The sequence below is a fragment of the Roseivirga seohaensis subsp. aquiponti genome (genome assembly GCF_001267955.1).
Lineage (GTDB): Bacteria > Bacteroidota > Bacteroidia > Cytophagales > Cyclobacteriaceae > Roseivirga > Roseivirga seohaensis.
The window spans coordinates 57,017-74,967 of record NZ_JSVA01000001.1 but is presented as its reverse complement, the minus strand read 5'-3'; the positions used below and the strand labels follow the sequence as shown (position 1 = coordinate 74,967).

Here is a 17,951-nt window from a genome sequence, read left to right as displayed (position 1 = left end):
TTGTGAGATGCTTACCTCAGATACCAAACAGATACCGAACCTTGAAAAGAACGAGAACCAAATCTTCGTTTACCTGCATTATATTGCTCCTGCTGACCATTTGCTTCAATGGATATTCGCAGTCTGAACAGCAAGTAAAACAAGAACTTGAAAAACGAGGTATCAATACCCAAGAAGAAATACTTTCCGAACTGAGAAAGCGAGGAATGTCAGAAGATGACGCACGTAGGCAAGCCCGCCTCTATGGTTTGGATTATGATGAGTACATAAGAAAGTATATCTCAAAAAATGAAGAACCAGCTTCTTTAGAGTCAATACAGAAAATAGGAAAGGATACCTTAAATTATAATAGTGATAGAAAGGATACTATTATAACTACCCTAAAACGATCAAAAACTGAAATCTCAAAAGATAGCTTAGTTTATTTCGGTTACAATATTTTCAACAATAACCCTTTCGCAAACGAACAAGCATTAGTGGGCAATATTGACCCAGGTTATTTGATCGGGCCTGGTGACGAATTAAGAGTTTACCTTTGGGGAGAAGCGGAATTTCAGTTCGAAGGAAAAGTTGATATTAATGGAAATCTATTTATTCCAAACGTAGGACAAGTATTTGTAGCTGGCACCTCATATGAAGGGCTGAATGTAAGAATGAAAGAATTTCTTTCTAAGTTTTATTCAGGCTTAAAGAAAGATCCCCCAAAAATATTTTTAGATGTTTCGTTAACCAAGCTAAGACCCATAAGAATTGTGGTAATGGGAGAATCAAAAAATCCGGGCTCACACCTTATCAACTCTTTTGCTACCACCTTAAATTCACTTTATGTTTCAGGAGGAATCCAAACCTCAGGTTCACTTCGTGATATAAAGGTATTCAGAAACAACCGCTTTATTTCCAATGTCGATTTATACGATTATTTAGTAAAAGGAGCGCTTCGTGAAGACTTAAGGTTAATGAATAATGATGTGATTTTCATTCCTACAAGAATGAACGCAATTAGGCTTAAAGGTGAAGTAAATAAGCCTGCGATTTATGAATTAAAAGATAATGAAGGGCTACTCGATATAATTGGTTTTGCTGGAGGCCTTAAGCCAACTGCTTTCACAAAAACAGTAACAGTAAAGAGAATTCGTGCTACTAATAATCGTTCGAATGGAAGTTCTTTTGATCGAGAAATTGTTTCTGTAAACTATGATAGTCTTTTAAGAAACGGAATAAACTTTAAGCTTCAGGACGGAGATGAAGTAACATTTGGTGAGGTGCTTGATAAATATGATAATTTGGTCACAATAGCGGGTTCAGTGTTCAGGCCAGGTGATTATCAACTAAATAATGACTTAAAAATCCGAGAACTCATTAATTCTGCTGGGGGTATAAGGCCAAATACTTATCTCGATAAAATAGATGTGTTTCGAAAAGACCGAAATGGAGAGCTTAAGTTTTTGTCTTTCTCCTTATCCGAAATTATGGCAGATGTTAACTCATCACAAAACATTGTTCTTCAGGCAGACGACTCACTAAAAGTATATAATAATGAAGAGCTTAAGTCTTTAGAAACAGTTTCAATAGAAGGATTTTTATCTGAGCCTAAAACTATTTTATGGAGAAAAGACTTGAGTCTTTATGACCTCATTTTCATGTCGGCCAATGTAGAGGATTTAGAATATAGAAACCGAATTCTGACCAGTAGAGCTGATTTATTACGATATCAGCAAGGTAAACTTGAATATCAAGTTATTCCTTTTAATCTAGATGAAGTGTTGGATAAGAAGTTCAATGCTGTACTCAAGCCGAAGGATAGGGTGATTTTATATAGTAAAGACATTACAGAGACTTTGGATAAATATGTATTCGTCAAAGGAGCAGTTAAGAATGAAGGAAAATACTTGCTTACCGATAGCATGACTGTTGAAGACCTAATAATTCAGTCTGGTGGATTTCTTAAAAAGTCATATCGTGAGAGTGTTACTGTGTCACGTGAAAACTTTGATTTTACTGGAAATAAAATTGCGTTCAACACTGATGTTGACTTAGACCTGAATTACCTTTTGGGAGCAAGTAAGAAGTCATCATCAAACTATATTCTTCAAGACAATGATCAAATTTCAGTAAGCTATATTCCTGGTTCATCAGATCAAAGAGCGGTGCAGCTCACCGGTGAGATCAAGTTTCCTGGAACATATTATTTAGAATCGAAAAGTGAAAAATTATCAGAGGTAACCGAAAGAGCGGGTGGCCTTTCGCCAAATGTTTATTTAGCTGGTGCAAGGCTATACAGAAATGGAGTTCAACTAGCTTTTGATTTTCAAAAAGCCTTGGGAGAACAAAACGAAAAATTCGATATCATTCTCCAAAACGCAGATAGTATTTACTTTCCTGAGTCTATTTATACTGTTAAGGTGGAAGGAGAAGTTGCGAACCCATCGCTTCAAAAGTATTTAGAAAACAAAACAGTTCGCTCTTATGTTAAGAACGCTGGAGGAAAAACCAAACAGGGAGATAAAGTATATCTTACCAACCCCAATGGCTTTACACGTAAGATTGGTTTTCTTTCTAACCCAAAAGTTTTGGACGGATCAGTTATTACAGTTTCAGCTAAACCACCTAAAGAACCCCGTGATAACGGTAAGTTTTTGGAAAACTTTGGGACAATTGCAGCAATTGTAAGCTCTACCTTAACCACTATTGTCCTGGTTCAGAGTATAAAATAGGCAAACGTATTCATAATTTAGTAACATACTTTTTTCTAATAAATAGTATGCATGCATAACAAATTTTCTTTAACTTCGTAACCCTTACAGGATTATGAAGAGAGAAGAAACCATAGACCACAACGTAAAAATGCTCTGGCATGCGATTTACCGTATGTATAACCAGCAAGCAGTTAAGCACGACATCACCACTTCAATTGGTTTTGTACTTCTTATTATAAATAGTAAAGAAGGTACACCCGCTACCAAAATAGCACCTCTTATGGGTCTTGAATCTCGTAGCCTTACTCGAATGTTGAAGAGTATGGAAGAGAAAGGTTTTATCTACAGAGAGAAAGATCCTAATGATGGTAGATCCGTTAGAATATTCTTAACAGACCTAGGAAAGCAAAAACGAGAAATTTCTCGATCAACGGTACTACAGTTTAATGAGGCTACATACAAGCTGATAGAGAAAGAAAAATTAGATACCTTTTTCGAGGTAATAGAACAGATAAATAATCTTATAGATAAAAAATCAATCTTTTAGAACACATGAACAGATCGATTAGAAAAGTCGCGGTATTAGGTTCTGGAGTGATGGGCTCTCGAATAGCTTGCCATTTCGCTAATATCGGAGTAGAAGTATTGTTATTGGATATGGTACCAAGGGATTTGCCCGAAGATCAGAAATCCAATAAGGCGGCCAGAAATAAACTGGTAAACGATGCGTTAGCAACGGCATTAAAATCAAAGCCATCTCCCATTTATGACTTGAGTTTTTCAAATAGAATTTCTACCGGAAATTTTGAAGACGATATGTCAAAAATTTCTGAAGTGGATTGGATCATTGAAGTGGTTGTAGAAAGACTCGATATTAAGAAGATTATCTTCGATCAAGTTGAAAAGCATAGAAAACCAGGCACGCTCATTACATCGAATACATCTGGTATTCCTATGCATTTGATGTGCGAAGGCAGAAGCGAAGATTTCCAGAAACACTTCTGTGGCTCTCACTTCTTCAATCCCCCAAGGTATTTACGTTTGTTGGAAATCATTCCTGGACCAAAAACAGATCCAGCAATCATTGATTTCTTAATGCATTACGGAGACCTTTTCTTAGGAAAAGAAACGGTGCTTTGTAAGGATACCCCAGCCTTTATTGCCAACAGAATTGGTATTTATGCTATCATGTCGGCCATGCACACCATTGAAGAAATGGGGTTGACAGTGGGCGAAGTAGATAGAATGACTGGACCAATTATTGGTCGTGCAAAATCTGCAACTTTCCGTACTATGGATGTTGTTGGTCTTGATACCACGGTTAACGTAGCCAACAACTTGTACAAAGGCTTAGAAAATGATGAGGCCAGAGAAAAGTTTGTTCTCCCTGGTATTGTCGAAGAAGTTCATAAAAGAGGTTGGTTTGGCGATAAGTCTAAACAAGGCTATTTCAAGAAAACGAAAGACACCAACGGTAAGACAGAAATTCTTGAGCTTGACTTAAAAACTTACGAATACGGAGAAAGAACAAGGGCTAATTTCAAAGCCCTCGATGCTGTTAAGGACGAAGAAAACCTAAAAGCGAGAATTAAAACACTTGTCAATTTTGATGACAAAGCGGGTGAATTCTACAGAACAACCTTTTACGATACCTTCAAATATGTTTCGTTCAGAATTCCAGAAATTTCAGACGAACTCTACAGAATAGACCAAGCGGTTTGTGCTGGTTTTGGTTGGGAATTAGGACCATATGAAACTTGGGATTTACTAGGTGTTAAAGCTACTGTTGATAAAATGGAAGCCATGGACTTAAAGCCAGCGGCTTGGGTGTATGAAATGCTTGAAGCCGGAAACGATTCCTTCTACAAAATCGAAAAAGGAATTAAGCACTATTACGATATTCCTTCAAAATCATATAAAGTAATTCCGGGCTTAGATGAGTTAATCATCTTAGAAAATATCCGTGAAACCAATAAGGTTTGGGGCAATGCAGGTGCATCTGTTTTCGATATCGGAGATGGAGTACTTTGTTTAGAATTCCATACCAAAATGAATTCAATGGGTGCCGAAGTCATTGAAGGAATTCAAACGGCCATTTCTATGGCAGAGAAGGATTATAAAGGTTTGGTGATTGGAAATGAAGGGCCAAATTTCTCGGCAGGGGCAAACTTAGCCATGCTGTTTATGTATGCAGGTGATCAAGATTTTGACGAGATCAATTTGATGATTGCGCAATTCCAGAACACCATGAAACGTGCAAAATTCTCATCAATACCTGTAGTGGCAGCGCCAGCTGGTCTTGCTCTTGGTGGAGGTTGTGAATTGTCATTGCACTGCGATGCCATTCAAGCCCATGCCGAAACCTACATTGGTTTGGTTGAAGTAGGCGTTGGCCTTATCCCTGGTGGTGGTGGAACTAAGGAGCTCGCCTTAAGGGCTGCAGATTCTTATGTAGCTGGCGACCCTGAATTGAACCGACTTCAAGAAGCCTTTATGAATATTGCTACGGCCAAAGTAGCAACTTCAGCAGAAGAAGCCAGAGGAATGAATATTCTTCGACCTACAGATGGCATTACAATGAACAGAAAACGATTGATTTCTGATGCTAAGAAAAAAGTGCTCGAACTTTATGAAGCAGGTTATACCCAGCCAGTGGAAAGAACAGACATTAAGGTACAAGGTGTAACTGGTTTAGCGCTTTTCGAAGCAGGAATTAACGGAATGCTTTTCGGCAACTACATCTCTGAACACGATGCAAAAATTGCTCGAAAAGTAGGTTATGTAATGTGTGGTGGAGACTTAACTGCTCCGCAAGAAGTATCAGAACAATATCTTCTTGATTTAGAGCGCGAAGCTTTCTTGGCACTTACTGCCGAGCCAAAAACCTTAGAGCGAATTCACAGCATTCTTTTCAAAGGAAAACCGCTTAGAAACTAGAGATTAGACGCTAGATAATAGTATTTAGACGAATAGGGAATTACGATTCCAAAAAATGATTACAGGATTATTAAACAAACTAAGAGGCAATGGTTAGTAAGTCTATCTTCTAACATCTAACCTCTATAATCTAAATAAAATATGGACGCATATATAGTTGCAGGATATAGAACAGCCGTAGGACGTGGCAAGCGCAGTGTACTCAAAAGTGTACGTTCTGACGACATGGCTGCTGAAGTAATTAAACACTTGGTGGGCCAGGTGGCTAACTTCGACCCAACCAGAGTTGATGACCTGATCGTAGGTAACGCTGTGCCTGAGGCAGAGCAAGGAATGCAAATGGGAAGAATGATTTCATTATTGTCATTACCTATTCCTGTGCCAGGAGTAACGGTTAACCGTTATTGTGGATCTGGTCTAGAAGCTATTGCATTGGCTTCAGCTAGAATTCATGCAGGAACGGCAGATTGTATTATTGCAGGCGGAACAGAATCAATGAGTCAAGTGCCAGTAATGGGTTATAAAACGGCTTTGAATTACAAGCTGGCTACAGAGCATAAAGATTACTACTTGAGCATGGGCTTAACTGCCGAGCAGGTTGGAAAAGAATTCAAGATTACCAGAGAAGAATCTGACCAATTTGCTTTTGAGTCACACCAAAAGGCTGTGAAAGCACAAGCAGATGGCAAGTTCGATGATGAAATTGTTCCAATTAAAGTGACGGAAAAATTCGTTGACGCTAACGGTAAGATGGCTGAAAAATCTTACACCGTAGATAAAGATGAAGGGCCAAGAGCAGACACTTCAATGGAAGTATTGGCAGGATTAAGACCTGTATTTGCGCAAGGTGGTCAGGTTACGGCTGGTAACTCTTCTCCGGTTTCAGATGGTGCATCTTTCGTGATGGTAATGTCTGAAAAAATGGTAAAAGAACTCGGTTTAGAGCCTATCGCCCGAATGGTTACGTACACTGCGGTGGGAGTTCACCCAAGAATTATGGGAATTGGTCCAGTAGACGCTGTGCCAAAAGCATTGAAGCAAGCAGGTTTGAAACAGTCTGATCTTGATTTGATTGAATTGAACGAAGCCTTTGGTGCGCAGTCTTTGGCAGTAATCAAAGAGCTGGATTTAGATCGCTCAATTTTGAATGTTAACGGTGGGGCAATTGCTTTAGGTCATCCGCTTGGATGTTCAGGAGCAAAACTTTCGGTTCAACTCTTCAACGAGATGAGAAGAAGGGGCAATGCTAAATACGGAATGGTAACGGCTTGTGTAGGCGGTGGCCAAGGCGTAGCAGGTATCTATGAGTTTTTGAAATAGAGGTTTAGTCCTGGGTATTGTGTGGTGTGTAATGTGAATTAGATCAATTGCAAATCATAAATGATGGATATATGAATAATTACAAAGAGTTAAGGGTTTGGCAAAGCTCCGTAGACTTTGCGGTGGATATTTATAAGTCAACAGAGAACCTACCTGCCGATGAAAGGTTTGGTTTGACTAGTCAGATCCGAAGAAGTGTAGTTTCTATCAGCTCAAATATTGCGGAAGGTGCTGGAAGAAATACTTCTGGAGAATTTAACCAGTTTTTAGGAATCGCCTACGGCTCTTCTTGTGAATTGGAAACACAACTAATCATTGCAAATAGATTGCAGTTTTTAAACAATGAATCATTCGGGCAGCTAGAGTTAGAAATTGATAAAATACAGAAGATGATCTATAATCTTAAGAAATCAATCAATTGCTAACCCACTCAATACCCAAATCAAAATACTAAATACAATAACATGTCAAGCGAAACAATAAAAGCATCAATCAAGGGAGGAGAATTCCTCGTAAGAGAAACCCCAGCTCAGGAGGTTTTTATTCCTGAAGAATTTAGTGAAGAGCAAAAAATGATGGCCCAAGCCTGTAGCGACTTCATAGAAACAGAAATTACGCCTAATGCCGATCGAATCGATAGCATGAAGGAGCCAGATTTGGTTCCAAATATTTTTAAGAAGGCCGGTGAGCTAGGTCTTTTAGGTATTACTGTGCCCGAACAATATGGTGGGCTTGGCATGAGCTTCAATACAAGCATGCTAATTGCCGATGTGATTGGTGCTGCTGGGTCTTTCTCTACCACTTATGGTGCACATACTGGTATCGGAACCTTGCCAATCCTTTATTATGGAACTGAGGCGCAGAAAGAAAAATACTTACCGAAACTCGCCACTGGCGAATGGGCCGCATGTTATTGCTTGACAGAGCCTGATGCGGGTTCTGATGCGAATTCAGGAAAAACGAAAGCAGTGCTTTCTGCAGATGGAAAGCACTATAATATTACAGGTCAGAAAATGTGGATCTCTAATGCAGGTTTCGCTGACTTGTTTATTGTGTTTGCTAAAATCGAAGATGATAAAAACTTGACTGCATTTATTGTTGAGAAAACCTTCGGTGGAATCACAATGAATGAAGAAGAGAAGAAACTTGGAATCAAAGGTTCATCAACTCGTCAGGTATTCTTTAACGATTGCCCAGTACCAGTTGAAAACATGCTTTCTGAAAGAGGAAATGGTTTCAAAATCGCGGTGAATATCTTGAATATTGGTCGTGTAAAATTAGGAGCAGGAGTTTTGGGTGGTTGCAGAACTGTAATTTCTCACGCTACTCAATATGCCAACGAACGCAAGCAATTTGGCGTGTCAATTTCAAGCTTTGGTGCCATTAAAAGTAAATTGGCCGAAATGGCCACTAAAACCTACGTGACGGAATCTTTAGATTACAGAGCAGGTCAGAACATCGAAGATAAAATTAACGACCTGATAGCGGGTGGAATGGATGATACCGAAGCTAAGCTAAAAGGTGTTGAGCAATTCGCGATTGAATGCGCTATTGCAAAAATACACAGTTCTGAAGTTTTAGATTATGTGGTAGATCAAGGCGTTCAAGTTTATGGAGGTATGGGCTATTCAGCTGACGCCCCAATGGAAAGAGCTTACAGAGATGCACGTATCGCTCGAATTTACGAAGGCACGAACGAGATCAACCGTATGTTGATGATCGGAATGCTTTTGAAACGCGCAATGAAAGGCGAACTAAACATGTTCGAACCAGCAATGGCAGTTTCTAAAGAACTCGTTTCTGTTCCTTCTTTCACTACCATCGACAAGTCAGTGTTATTCAATGCTGAAAAAGAAGTAGTGAAAAACTTGAAGAAAGTCTTCCTAATGGTAGGCGGAAAAGCCGCTATGGCACTTCAAGATAAAATCGAGGACGAGCAAGAGGTAATGATGAACCTTGCGGACATCCTGATTGAGATTTACGCTGTTGAATCTTCTATGTTAAGAACAGAGAAATTAGTGAGTCAAAGAGGCGAGGAGGCATGTAAAGATTATATCGCCATGACTCAAATTTATATGGCTGAAGCTGTTGATAGAGTGAACGCAGCTGCCAAAGAGGCAATAGCATCATTCACCAAAGGCGATGAACAAAAAGTGATGTTGATGGGCTTAAAACGCTTTACGAAAATGGATTTGGTGAACACCAAAGAACTTCGTAGACAAGTAGCCGATACAATGATTGCTAAGGGGAAATTCCCTTACTATTTCGCGTAAGAACAACCAAATAGACTGATAAAGTAAAAGGGAACCTCATTTGAAGTTCCCTTTTTGTTTGATTTGATGTTTTAAACTTAAGCTGTAATGGCTATTTCTTCGCCAAGCTTATTGTTAATGGTATAAGCTGAAAGACTTAAAGAACTGTCTTTTTCGATCTTCACCCAAGTGCGGTATTTCTTGTACCATTCCCACCTTTTAGAGAAAATTCCTCTAGTGAAATAAGCATGTAAAAAGGGGTGTACAGTTAATGTAATGCCTTTTTCATTTTGGGTACCAAGAATGTAATCGATGTTCTTTTCAATCGTATCTGATACAAGTATTGTAGCAGCTACTTTTCCCGTTCCTCCGCATGCTGGGCAGTTTTCACGGGTAGTAATGTTCATTTCTGGCCTCACACGCTGACGTGTAATTTGCATTAAGCCAAATTTGGTAATGGGAAGAACGGTGTTTTTGGCACGGTCTTCATCCATAATCTCACGCATTACTCTGTAAAGCTCTTTTTTATTTTCAGCTTTACGCATATCGATAAAGTCGATCACGATAATTCCGCCCATATCGCGCAGCCTTAATTGGCGAGCTACTTCTCTTGCGGCTTCAATATTTACAGCAAGCGCGGTACTTTCCTGATCTTCTCCTGCATTCGATTTATTACCACTGTTCACATCTATAACGTGAAGGGCTTCGGTATGCTCAATAATTAAATAGCCGCCCTTTGGCAAGCTTACGGTTTTACCAAAAAGCGATTTAAACTGCTTTTCGATTCCGAAACTTTCAAAGATTTTCGCTTTACCAGAGTATAGCTTTACTATCTTTTCCTTGTCTGGAGCAATTTTATGGATGTAGGATTTAATCTCATTATAGATTTCCTTATCGTCCGTAGTTACACTGTCAAAAGATTCGTTGAGGATATCTCGAAGTAAGGATGAAGCCCTACTCATTTCTCCGATTACCTTATCTTTTGGCTTAGCTTTATGTAGCTTTTTAATGCCTTGAATCCATGTTTCTTCAAGGTTTCGGAGGTCTTTATCTAATTCGGCCACATCTTTTCCTTTCGCAACTGTGCGAACAATGACACCAAATTTTTCGGGTTTGATCGATGAAATCAGTCTCATCAATCTTTTTCTCTCGTCTCCATCAGTGATTTTCTTAGAAATATTGATAGAATCGGAGAAAGGCACTAAAACCATATAGCGCCCAGCTATAGACAACTCGCAAGAGAGTCGTGGCCCTTTTGTTGAAATAGGTTCTTTTACAACCTGAACAAGTATTTGCTGACCACGCGTCAGCACCTGGCCCATTTTGCCAAGCTTGTTGATGTCTGGCTCGCTCTTGAATTTGCTCAAGTTGCCATTAACATCATTGGCCGATTGGGCCATTCGGGTGTATTTATTCAGTGATTTGATCTGCGGACCAAGGTCAAGATAGTGCAGAAATGCATCTTTCTCGTACCCAATATCTATAAAAGCCGCATTCAGTCCTTGGACGATTTTTTTAACCGTTCCCAAGTACATATCACCTACCTTAAACTGGTTGTCATCATGGTCATGATGGAACTCAACCAGGTTTTTATCTTTCAGAAGGGCTATACGACATCCATCTTGAGTCGAATTAATTACTAATTCGTTGCTCAATTTGAAAAAAGTTAAATGTTAATAATTAAACTAGTGATGCGTATAAGCACAAAACTAAGAAGTACTACTTCTTAGTTTTGTGTCTGTTTTTTCTAAGTCTTTTCTTTCTCTTGTGAGTTGAAATCTTATGTCTTTTTCTTTTTTTACCGCAAGGCATAATTCTAATGTTTTAATGAAATAATATTTTACTTAATTCTTTGCAGATACTCGTTAGCAGCTGTTTGTACTGCCGGATCGGTATCCATGTTTTTTACTTTCTGAAATTGGGCTTTCGCTTTATCGTTCTGGCCTGTTTCATAATAGCATACCGCTAAAAGGTAGTTGCCATCTAAGCTGTTAGGATGGTAACCCACTAATGCTTCGAACCTTTCTACAGCTTTATCAAACTGGTTTGATTGCATTGAAAGGCGACCCATGTTCAATAGGGCCTTTTCGTTTTTTTCGTCTGTTTCAAGTATTTCTCTTAACATCATAATTCCCTGCATAGGGTTAGAACTTGCAATATAGGTCATCGCTAAATTGTTTTTAACATCCAGATTATCTGGTGTTTGTTCTAAAACCTTGCTATACGTTTCACGGGTTTTAGTGCCAAGTCTTTCTACTTTTTGAGGTTCTAAAGCGAAAGTAAAGGCCTCGAAATAGGCGTCTCCGGCCTTCTGCCAAAGTGTAAGTGTATTAAATTCTTTTGCGAAAGATTCAGCATAATAAGCAGCGCTATCGTATTGGTTAATGGTTTGAAAAACAACCATCAGTGAATCCAATGCTACTTCATCTTTCTTAATTTTTGCGTTTGAAACTAGCTTTTCCTTCCAAAAATCAATTTTAGGTTGAATTTCTTGAGGGATTTCAGAGCTGTGGTCAATTACCTCTCCTCCTGGTTTACTTTCATCAACAAACTGTAAAGCCTCATTTTCTTTATTGTCAACTACAGAGGTGGGTAGCATGTACAGTAATACAACAGCTATAATTCCAACGCTCAGAAGTATGATTTGATTCTTTTTCATAAGAGCCAATGAGGCTAAGGCTTATTTGTTCGCAATTTTTACTTTGTCACTCACTTTTACTTGTTCTACGAAAACCTTTGAAGGTTTAAAGCTTGGAACAAAGTGCTCATCAATTACGATGGCAGTGTTTTTAGAGATATTTCTAGCAATTTTTTTTGCTCTTTTCTTATTCACAAAGCTGCCAAATCCTCTCACGTAGATATTTTCACCTTCCGCCATTGAATCTTTTACTACTGTAAAAAGAGTTTCCACCGTAGTAGTAACATCAGATCGATCTATTCCTGTCTTCTCTGCTATTTGGTTAATAACATCTGCTTTCGTCACCGCTGTTAAATTTTAGATTTATAAATATTGTGTAAAAAACTAATTCCCAGTTATTTTGGCCTGCAAAATTACGAGTTCATTTCTAATTTAAAAAACAAACCCTCAAATTTTAACCAATACCTTGCAGGGGTATAAATTTGGTACAAGATAGCACTATGTTAGATAGTAAAGTGTTTGCAAATCAGTTAATTAACTGGTATGAAGAAAATAAAAGAGACTTGCCGTGGAGGAAAACCAAGAACCCTTATAGGATTTGGCTCTCTGAGATTATCCTTCAGCAGACGAGAGTTGCCCAAGGTTTGCCCTACTACGAGCGATTTATAGAGCAGTTTCCTACTATTCACGATTTGGCAAGTGCTTCCGAAACCGAGGTACTCCGTTTATGGCAGGGCTTAGGCTATTATTCTAGGGCCAGAAATCTTCATGCCTGCGCTAAAATGGTGGTTAATGATTTTGCCGGAGAGTTTCCGTCTGGCTTTAACGAATTACTCAAATTAAAAGGAATTGGGCGATATACCGCAGCAGCAATTTCGTCATCGGCTTTTAACAAACCCAATGCCGTAGTAGATGGCAATGTATATAGAGTACTCAGCAGGGTGTTTGGTATTGAAGAAGATATTTCGAGTACGCAGGGCCCGAAAGTTTTTGAAGCTAGGGCGAATGAGCTTTTAGATAAAGAAAGGCCAAATCAATATAATCAGGCCATTATGGAATTTGGTGCTATTCAATGCTCACCAAAATCTCCAGCATGTGGTATTTGCCCCTTTAAAGATTACTGTTTTGCTTTCAACAATAATAAAGTTGATAATCTTCCAGTTAAAACCAAGAAGACCAAAGTTAGAAAAAGGTACTTTACTTATTTGGCCTTTCATTCGGAACAAGCGTTTTTGATGAAGCAAAGAGAAAAGGGCGATGTTTGGCAGGGCTTGTTTGACTTTTATTTGTTGGAAGACAGCAAACCGATTGATGTGGAGGGGGTGATTTCAACACTTCATAAGTTAGGTTTGAACAGCTCAATTATAGGTGAAGAATCAAAATTATACGAACATGTTTTGACGCATCAACGTATTTTCGCCAACTTCGTGAAAATTGAACTGATAGGAGACGATGAAACGAGGCTAGTCAGCCTTCACCCTGAATTGAAAAAATACTCTTTAGAACAAATATACAGCCTTCCAAAGCCAGTTTTGATTATCAAATACTTGGAAGATCAATGTTTTTAATTAATTTGTTCTATAGAAACAAAAAATAAATATTATGGCAGGAGTAAACAAAGTAATACTAGTAGGCAACTTGGGTAAAGATCCAGAAGTGCGCCACCTAGAAAGTGGAAGAGCTGTAGCAAATTTTTCTTTGGCTACGAGCGAATCTTATAAGAACAAACAAGGCGAAAGAGTAACCACAACCGAGTGGCATAATATTGTACTTTGGAGCCCACTTGCAGAAATTGCCGAGAAATTTTTAAAGAAAGGCAATCAGGTGTATATTGAAGGTAAACTGACCACCCGATCTTGGGATGATCAGGATGGAAATAAGAGATATACTACCGAAGTTGTTGGAAATAATTTAACAATGCTAGGTACTAAGTCTGATAACGAAGGTGGGGGAGGTAGTTCTTCTTATTCACCTAGTTCAGAGAAATCTAGTGAAGTTTCGAGCATTCCTGAGGACGACTCAGATGATTTGCCATTTTAATTAGTTAAAAATAGAATATTGGAATCAGCAACTGACGATCCCTATCCTAGTTTGGCCCTTTTGGCCTTAGCTCAAGATGTTTCCACTCCATACCTTGTGGTTAATGGAGTGGTTTTTATTTTTTTGGTTATACTCTCGGCCCTTATTTCAGGTTCCGAAGTGGCATTTTTTTCCTTGAATGATGACCAAATTGATGAATGTAAAAATGACGACTCTCCCGCTAGCCGATTAATTATTCAATTGATGGAAAGACCGCGCCATTTATTGGCCACTATTCTCATCATGAATAATTTGGTGAACATTGCCATTGTTACTCTTACCACTTTTGTAACCTGGGAAATTATAGGTGAAAAAACCAGTGAAGGAACCATCGTAGTTGCCTTAACGGCAGTGGTTACTTTTGTAATTCTCTTTTTTGGCGAAGTACTGCCTAAAAACTTTGCTACACAGAACAACCTTAAGTTTTCGAGAGCAACGGCTCGAATGCTTTTTTTCTTTGAAGGCATTGTAAAACCAGTGGCTTATGTGTTGATCAAATTCACTCAACTTATTGAAAAGCGCGTAAAGAAAAAAGGGCACAATATTACGGTAGATGAACTGAATCAGGCCCTTGAAATGACTACGGGTGATGATACAACAGATGAAGAAAAGGGAATATTAAAGGGAATTGTAAACTTTAGTACGCTTACTGTTAGGCAGGTAATGAAATCAAGAATGGACATTACCGCAGTAGACATTGAAGTTGATTTTCACGAGTTGATGGACAAAATTAACAAGAGCGGATTTTCTAGAATTCCTGTTTATAACGAGACAATTGATAAAATTGAAGGGGTTTTGTACATCAAAGATTTGCTTTCTCATGTAGACAAGGAAGAAGATTTTAAATGGCAAGAGTTGATGCGTCCGGGCTTCTTTGTTCCTGAAAATAAAAAGGTAGACAGCCTCTTGAAAAACTTCCAAGACAAACGTGTCCACATGGCCATCGTGGTGGATGAATACGGAGGAACTTCTGGACTGATTACCATGGAGGACATTATTGAAGAAATTGTGGGTGAAATCAATGATGAGTTTGATGATGACGATATCGCCTTCAACAAATTAGACAATAATACCTACGTTTTTGAAGGCAAAACCTCCTTAAATGATTTCTGTAAAATCATGGAAATCGACCCATATTACTTTGATCAGGTAAAGGGAGAAAGCGAATCGCTAGGTGGACTCTTACTCGAATTGCACAGTAAGCTGCCTAGGGCCGGAGAAAAAATTAAGTTTGATAAGTTCCTTTTCACAATAGTTGCGGTGGACGTTCGTAGGATTAAGAGGGTTAGAGTTTTGATCAACCGTAAAGTTTCAGTTTGAAAAAGTCCATTCAGAAATTACTACTGCTTTCATTTGTGCTTATGCTTGGCTTTTCGGCTTGTGAGCAAACTTATTTACCCAAACCAAAAGCTTACAATCGAATCGATTTACCAGAATCAGCTTATCAGGTTTTGCCCGATACTTTCCCGTATCAGTTTTTTTATTCTCAATATGCAGAGCTATCGCGCGATACTTTTCCAAAATCGGGTAGGTACTACATCAATTTGTTTTACCCCGATTACGATGCCGTCATTCAAATCACATATAAGGATTTGAAAAACCCTGATAATAACGTGGAGGAACTGCTTACCGAAGCCTTTGACCTTACCATGAAACATAATCCTAAAGCTTATTCAATTAGGGAAAGTATAATTGCAATGCGCAACAACCAAGTAGCAAGCATAGCCGAGTTGGCAGGAGAAGTGCCTAGCCAGTTTCAGTTTTTTACTACCGATAGTACAACACATTTTTTTAGAGGAGCATTATATTTCAACACCGCCAACAAAAACGATTCACTTCGACCAATAATTGAATTTATTAAGAAGGATGCAATTGAAATGTTGAACACTTTAGAATGGAAATATTAAATTGTTTCCGTGCCGTCATTTTTCGAAACACGCATAGAATTTATTAAGGGTGTTGGCCCGCAAAAAGCAGCGCTGATAGGTGCTGAGATAGGTCTGTTTACTTATGGCGACCTCATTCAGTATTACCCTTTCCGCTACGAAGACCGCACCAAGTTTTACCCTATTGAAGAGGTGCATGGCGATATGCCCTTCGTTCAAATTAAGGGTAAAATCAGAAGAATTGAAACGGTGGGCGAAATGCGAAAAAAGCGTCTCGTTGCCCATTTTGAGGACGGAACGGGTACGCTAGAACTGGTTTGGTTTAAGGGAATTCAGTTTATAGCCAAGAAAATACAGCTGGGGGTGGAATACGTGGTGTTTGGCAAACCCGCTACTTTTGGTAGAAAAGTTAGCATTGCGCACCCTGAGCTTGAAGTGCTGACCACCCAAAATGAAAAGGCTTCATTCCTTCAACCGGTGTATCATACTTCTGAAAAAATGAAGGCCAAGTACTTGGACAGTAAAGCCATTTCTAAAATGGTGCGCCAAGTAATGATATTATCTGAACCGCATATCCACGAAACACTCCCTCAGGAATTAGTGGCGCGTTATGGAATGATTGAAAAGAAGCTGGCGCTTTGGCACATTCATTTTCCGGGCAACGAAGAGTTGTTGAAAAAGGCCCAATTCAGGCTAAAGTTTGAAGAGCTGTTTTTTATTCAGTTGCGTCTGCTCAAGCTAAAACTAACCCGAACAGAAAAGTACCGTGGAGCGGTGTTTAGCGACTCCAGTTTGCTCACCGATTTCTACAATAACCATTTGCCCTTCGACTTAACCAATGCCCAAAAGCGAGTAATCAAAGAAATTTACTTCGATATGAAGTCGGGCAAGCAGATGAACCGTTTGCTGCAAGGCGATGTGGGTAGTGGAAAAACCATTGTAGCCTTTATATGCATGCTTTTAGTGGTGGGTTCTGGTGCGCAAGCCAGTATTATGGCTCCTACCGAAATTTTGGCCGACCAACATTTTCAGGGTTTGAAACCCTTTGCCGATGCTTTGGGCATTGGCATTGCAAAACTCACGGGTTCTAGCAAAAAGAGTGAGCGCAAAGTGATTCACGCTGGCTTACTCGATGGCAGCATCAGTATTTTGGTGGGCACACATGCTTTGCTCGAAGATGTGGTTCAATTCAAGAATTTGGGTTTGGCCATTATTGACGAACAGCACCGTTTTGGGGTAGCGCAAAGGGCCAAGCTTTGGGGGAAAAACGAACGTTTCCATCCGCATGTGTTGGTAATGACGGCCACTCCAATTCCACGCACTTTGGCCATGACGCTTTATGGAGACCTAGAGGTTTCCATTATTGATGAACTGCCTGCCGGGAGAAAGCCCATTAAAACCTTACATGAATACGATGCTAAGCGGCTTCAAGTATTTGGTTTTATGAAGGAAGAAATCAAAAAGGGCCGACAGATTTATGTGGTTTATCCTTTGATTGAAGAATCTGCCAAGCTGGACCTGAAAGATTTAGACGATGGTTATGAATCCATACGCAGGGCTTTCCCCGACCAGCACATTAGCATTGTGCATGGCAAAATGAAACCGCAGGACAAGGACTTTGAAATGCAGCGTTTTATTAAGCACGAAACCCAAATTATGGTGGCCACTACGGTGATTGAAGTAGGGGTAAATGTGCCGAACGCTTCGGTAATGGTGATTGAAAATGCCGAACGTTTTGGCTTGGCGCAACTGCATCAGTTGAGGGGCCGTGTGGGGCGTGGTGCAGAGCAATCTTATTGTATTCTGATGACAGAGTACAAGCTGAGCAAAGAAGCACGCACGCGACTGGAAACCATGGTGCGCACCAACAACGGTTTTGAGATTGCCGATGTAGACCTCCAGCTCCGTGGCCCAGGCGATATTACCGGAACCCAACAAAGTGGTGTGCTCGATTTACTAATTGCTGACATTGCCAAAGACGGCCAAATTCTGCAAGCCGCCAGAAATGCTGCTAGCGACATTTTGGAAACCGACCCCAACCTAGAAAAAGAAGAAAACCGCAATATCCTTCGCCATATCAAGTCGCTTAGGAAGGCAGTGGTAAACTGGGGGAGGATTAGTTAGTGCATAGAAATCAGTTATC

The 17,951-nt window shown here is 39.5% G+C and carries 14 protein-coding genes; 11 read left to right on the top strand and 3 right to left on the bottom strand.

The annotated features are described in order from the left end of the window. Nucleotides 1-41 precede the first annotated feature (41 nt). From OB69_RS00275 to OB69_RS00250, 6 genes are all read left to right on the top strand, one after another. Nucleotides 42-2,714, top strand: coding sequence for an SLBB domain-containing protein (locus OB69_RS00275; RefSeq protein ID WP_157608445.1), 2,673 nt, complete (start codon nt 42-44; stop codon nt 2,712-2,714). Between the two features lie 94 nt (nt 2,715-2,808). Further along, nucleotides 2,809-3,243: a MarR family winged helix-turn-helix transcriptional regulator gene (locus tag OB69_RS00270; protein WP_053221683.1), complete on the top strand. Its 435-nt coding sequence runs from the start codon at nt 2,809-2,811 to the stop codon at nt 3,241-3,243. Nucleotides 3,244-3,248: 5 nt separating this feature from the next. Next, nucleotides 3,249-5,633: a 3-hydroxyacyl-CoA dehydrogenase/enoyl-CoA hydratase family protein gene (locus tag OB69_RS00265; RefSeq protein WP_053221682.1), complete on the top strand. Its 2,385-nt coding sequence runs from the start codon at nt 3,249-3,251 to the stop codon at nt 5,631-5,633. Between the two features lie 141 nt (nt 5,634-5,774). After that, nucleotides 5,775-6,953, top strand: a complete 1,179-nt coding sequence (locus OB69_RS00260; RefSeq protein WP_053221681.1) for a thiolase family protein — start codon at nt 5,775-5,777, stop codon at nt 6,951-6,953. Nucleotides 6,954-7,024: 71 nt separating this feature from the next. Then, complete coding sequence (locus OB69_RS00255; protein ID WP_053221680.1) at nt 7,025-7,378, top strand: four helix bundle protein; 354 nt, start codon at nt 7,025-7,027, stop codon at nt 7,376-7,378. A gap of 39 nt (nt 7,379-7,417) precedes the next feature. Then, nucleotides 7,418-9,226 (top strand): acyl-CoA dehydrogenase family protein, encoded by a 1,809-nt coding sequence (locus tag OB69_RS00250; RefSeq protein ID WP_053221679.1) that lies wholly within the window; start codon nt 7,418-7,420, stop codon nt 9,224-9,226. A 77-nt stretch (nt 9,227-9,303) separates the two neighbouring features. Here the strand turns inward: OB69_RS00250 and OB69_RS00245 are convergent, their stop codons facing one another. From OB69_RS00245 to OB69_RS00235, 3 genes are all read right to left on the bottom strand, one after another. Beyond that, nucleotides 9,304-10,860 (bottom strand): Rne/Rng family ribonuclease, encoded by a 1,557-nt coding sequence (locus tag OB69_RS00245; protein WP_053221678.1) that lies wholly within the window; start codon nt 10,858-10,860, stop codon nt 9,304-9,306. A 185-nt stretch (nt 10,861-11,045) separates the two neighbouring features. Continuing rightward, on the bottom strand, nt 11,046-11,864 hold the full coding sequence (locus tag OB69_RS00240) for a tetratricopeptide repeat protein (protein WP_053221677.1): 819 nt from the start codon (nt 11,862-11,864) through the stop codon (nt 11,046-11,048). Nucleotides 11,865-11,885: 21 nt separating this feature from the next. Then, nucleotides 11,886-12,188: an HU family DNA-binding protein gene (locus OB69_RS00235; RefSeq protein ID WP_053221676.1), complete on the bottom strand. Its 303-nt coding sequence runs from the start codon at nt 12,186-12,188 to the stop codon at nt 11,886-11,888. A 155-nt stretch (nt 12,189-12,343) separates the two neighbouring features. Between OB69_RS00235 and mutY the strand changes: the two genes are divergently transcribed. Genes mutY through recG form a run of 5 tightly spaced genes read left to right on the top strand, consistent with a single transcriptional unit; the run spans nt 12,344 to nt 17,932 of the window. Beyond that, on the top strand, nt 12,344-13,411 hold the full coding sequence (gene mutY, locus OB69_RS00230) for an A/G-specific adenine glycosylase (protein WP_053221675.1): 1,068 nt from the start codon (nt 12,344-12,346) through the stop codon (nt 13,409-13,411). 34 nt (nt 13,412-13,445) lie between these two features. Then, the gene (locus OB69_RS00225; protein ID WP_053221674.1) at nt 13,446-13,883 is read left to right on the top strand and encodes a single-stranded DNA-binding protein; all 438 of its coding nucleotides are present in this window, start codon (nt 13,446-13,448) and stop codon (nt 13,881-13,883) included. 18 nt (nt 13,884-13,901) lie between these two features. Next, nucleotides 13,902-15,242 (top strand): gliding motility-associated protein GldE, encoded by a 1,341-nt coding sequence (gene gldE / locus OB69_RS00220; RefSeq protein WP_053221673.1) that lies wholly within the window; start codon nt 13,902-13,904, stop codon nt 15,240-15,242. After that, nucleotides 15,239-15,829 carry a gliding motility lipoprotein GldD gene (gldD, locus tag OB69_RS00215; RefSeq protein ID WP_245620755.1) on the top strand — a complete coding sequence of 197 codons (591 nt, stop codon included), beginning with the start codon at nt 15,239-15,241 and terminating at the stop codon, nt 15,827-15,829. Before gldE ends, gldD begins: the two co-directional genes overlap by 4 nt. A 9-nt stretch (nt 15,830-15,838) precedes the next feature. Then, complete coding sequence (gene recG, locus OB69_RS00210; protein WP_053221672.1) at nt 15,839-17,932, top strand: ATP-dependent DNA helicase RecG; 2,094 nt, start codon at nt 15,839-15,841, stop codon at nt 17,930-17,932. The last annotated feature ends 19 nt before the right edge of the window (nt 17,933-17,951 follow it).